Annotated in this window: 4 protein-coding genes; all 4 read right to left on the bottom strand. The window is 42.3% G+C overall.

Annotated elements, in window-relative coordinates; translation table 11 throughout:
- Positions 1-566, bottom strand: a 566-nt coding sequence (locus GA0116948_RS20730) for a hypothetical protein (RefSeq protein WP_139111396.1), incomplete at its 3' end; no start/stop codon positions are given.
- On the bottom strand, positions 523-1,149 hold the full coding sequence (locus GA0116948_RS20725; protein ID WP_089715795.1) for a transposase: 627 nt from the start codon (positions 1,147-1,149) through the stop codon (positions 523-525). The genes GA0116948_RS20730 and GA0116948_RS20725, both read right to left, overlap by 44 nt.
- A 35-nt stretch (positions 1,150-1,184) precedes the next feature.
- Positions 1,185-1,550, bottom strand: a complete 366-nt coding sequence (locus GA0116948_RS20720; RefSeq protein WP_089715793.1) for a hypothetical protein — start codon at positions 1,548-1,550, stop codon at positions 1,185-1,187.
- A gap of 3 nt (positions 1,551-1,553) precedes the next feature.
- On the bottom strand, positions 1,554-3,363 hold a 1,810-nt coding region (locus GA0116948_RS20715), incomplete at its 5' end, for an RHS repeat domain-containing protein (RefSeq protein WP_211434884.1).

The raw sequence follows: 3,363 nt of genomic DNA, 5'->3' as shown, positions 1-3,363 counted from the left end.
ATGCCCTGTACTTGCTGCTGGCCTAATACGGTACGTGCCAGCGGGCCATATTTATAATACTGGTAAAATGCATCATGATCCCAGAATAGGCTGTCGCGGCTGGTTTCTACGTCGGTAATACGATTCTCTGCATCGTAACTATAGCGATGGTAATAAGCATCCGGCTGGCCGGGGTTGAAGCTTACTGTATTTACTTTTCCACTGATCAGGTCATAATTGTAAGCAATCTTTTTATAGTGACCCAAAGTGGAGTTGTCGCCTGTTATACCGGAGTTAAATTCCTGTAGTAACTCCTTCACATTTCCATGTACGTCATAGCTGTAATAAGTAGCGGAAGCGCGATCATACCCATCCTGTAATTGGGCCCCCGTGTTGTACACGGCACTCCAGGAAACCCTGTTCCGCAGGTTTTCTGCGTTCCACAGGTACCCTTCCAGTGGTGTGTGTGGCAGGTCGTAACTGGTGATGGTGATCTGCTCTTTGGAACTGGCCACATTGGCTATCCAGGTATCCAGGGCGCTTTCACTGCGGGATACCAGGTCTGTCATCGCGGTAGTACTCTTCAACTGTCCTACTTCTGTGATGCGGCCAAGATAGTCGAACCTTCATCAGTCGCCTCACACACTTACGATTAACATGATAACCGCTACTGCGTAATAGCACCGTTAGACGTCTTTCTCCATAAAATGCAGTCTTATAGTATTGTTCATCCAGAAAACGCATGATAGCCAGGTTTTCAGACGTTTCAGCCACAGGTTGGTAATACAGGCCACTACGATGTAAGTTGAGTAGTTGACACTGCTGCCGAACACTTAAGATATCATGCTGAGTCTCTATCATATTTCTGCGACGTTGTAAAGGGGCTACCGCAATTTTTTTTATAAAATCATTTTCCACTTTCAACTGGCCGATTTGAGCATACAGCTTTTCCAGTTTTTCTTCCTGCTGCTCATTATTACTACTGGAGCTGTCAGCATCAAAAGCACCAGCTAGTTTGGCTGCCGCTTCCCGCTTCCAGGTGTTTATTTGCGTAGGATGCAATTCATACTTCTTTGCGAGTTCTTCTACTGTACTGCGCTCTTTTAGGGCTTCCTGCACTACTTTTGCTTTGAAGTCCCCGCTAAATTTACGTCTGCTTTTCTTTGTCATGATTTGGCAATTTAAGATGTTCTAGTTTATCTTAACTACCGGCTCTGTTTTGTGGGACCATTATCATACTGAGACTTGGGGCCATTATAAACCTTTTTATACTCTGTTAACACGCTTGTTCCTCCATAAGTAATCCAACCTCCTTGGTATTTATTTTTTTGGAAAAAAATAGGACCAAAACGATTGTTGTCATTATCTCGCAACCAAACCTTAAATCCTACTTGTTGATTAAATAAATCCCGACTAAAATGTTTGCATATGGAGTCAATCAAAAACTGGCCTTTATAGTTGTCCTTTAAGTATTCTTCAATTTCACTTTTCCCTTGTTTTAAAGGCATTTGATGTTCACAAGATATAAATATAAATGAAAAAGCGAGTAAAAGTTGGACAAATTTATTCATATACTATCGTTTAATAAATATGGGTTGCACTTGATTTAACAAATCGGGATGATTAGCGTCAAATGAATGAGCTTCAACACTAGTTGCAATTTTATGATTTCCATAGTATTTGGAAACATCTATTTTCTGATTTTGTGTAAAATCATTACTAAAGAGGTTGAAATTTCTATAAGTCCGAAGAAAGGGAAGCATAATTTTACTTTTGTCTTTCATTACATTTGAAAGAGTTCTTTGAACTACATCTTCTTCATTGTATAACTGCAGATGTTTATTAATAGATTCCATATGTTCTCTTGGATTCTCATTAGCAAATGGAGTATTTTCTGCAGGGGTAGAAATTGTGATAATGTTAATTTTCATATCCTTGTATTCGGGTTTAGAGTCTAAATATTCTCTTAATTCATCTGCGGCTTGAATAGCAACATTTCCGCCGTGGCTATGTCCAATCAATGTAACAACCCCTTCTTTAGGATCAATTAAACCAGAACTAATAATATGTTGAACCAATGCATGTGCAGCAGTTTCCCTATCAGTATTTTGATTTAAGTAACCGTTTCCAGGTTTAGTTGCATTAGGCTGAATTTTTGCCACTCTAGTTCCCCATTCAAATGTTGCATCATATTTTGTATTTCCGGAAATCCTCAAATATTGAGGGATAGTTCCACTATTTTCAGTCCACCTCGAAGGATCACTGGCAGTTCCGTGGATAAAAAAAGCTTCTAACCCGTCTAAATCAATTGCCTGTAAAGGAGTATTTGAGGCGAACTGATAAGGCGTTAATTCAGGGTATTTCTTCTGCAAAAGATCCACACTCAAAAACTTCCCCACTTTCGGATCATACACCCGCATCCCATAATCCTGCTGATTCCCATCCCCCTTCACCTCATTATCATTCTCCTTCCCATTAAACCCATACCGATACCCCGCACTACTAAACGTCCGTCCCGGCTCCTGCATACCAAACGGATAATAATCCCCTGCACTTTGCACCTTTGGCGTATAGTCTACTACTTCATTTCCATTACTACTCCCTGGCAACTTAGCATCTCCGATGGTCGATAATACATTGCCCAAATGATTCCCCAGCTCATACACCTTCTCCCCACGTTTGAAATTAAACAGCACCCCATTATCCGTTGTTCCGGCTTCCTCCAGGTCTTTCTTACTTTCATCAATACCCAGGCGGCTACTGCCGTAGATATCTGTTTCTATTTGGGTAAGATGACCCGTATTCACGCTATTATCTCCACGGGTGTAAATGCTCATGACGTTGCCCGTTGCATCCCGCACATACCAGGTAAGCACCCCATTCACGGTTTTACTGATACGGTTTCCACTCACATCGTACGTGTAGTGGATGGTGGTAGCCGTACCTGTTGTTTTATGAATATCCGAAATTTTCCCGTAAACCGTCCACTTGATATCGTCGATGCTGCTCTGCTGGTCTTTTACCAAGTTGCCGATTGCATCGTAGTCATAGTTAGCATCTGCCTGGCTATCAATATCCTCCGTGTAAGCAGCAGGATCTACATCGTCTTTGATGTTGTCCAGTTTATTGGTGCCGGCCAGGTAGTTGTAGTGCATTTGATCCATGTTCAGCGATTGGCCGGCCCAGGTAGCATTACCATTACGGTTGTAGTGTAAGATATTCCCATTCGGGTCATAGGTCACCGTTTCGCCAAAGTCGGATACTGCTACCGGTGTCCAGTTGTTGGTGGCCACATTCAGGTTACGGATGGTTTGCATGCCGATGATACGGTTCAGCAGATCATAGCGGTAGTTGTATTGCAGCGGCTCGCCCACTTTCGGCAGG

Source organism: Chitinophaga costaii, from assembly GCF_900094705.1.
In the GTDB taxonomy this organism is placed as follows: domain Bacteria; phylum Bacteroidota; class Bacteroidia; order Chitinophagales; family Chitinophagaceae; genus Chitinophaga; species Chitinophaga costaii.
Note: the sequence above shows the minus strand (reverse complement) of the source record. Positions and strands in the feature narration are given on the sequence as shown.

Excerpts from the sequence above, each read along its gene's own strand:
- GA0116948_RS20725 (WP_089715795.1), bottom strand. The coding sequence starts at position 1,149 with ATGACAAAGAAAAGCAGACGTAAATTTAGCGGGGACTTCAAAGCAAAA.
- GA0116948_RS20720 (WP_089715793.1), bottom strand. The coding sequence starts at position 1,550 with ATGAATAAATTTGTCCAACTTTTACTCGCTTTTTCATTTATATTTATA.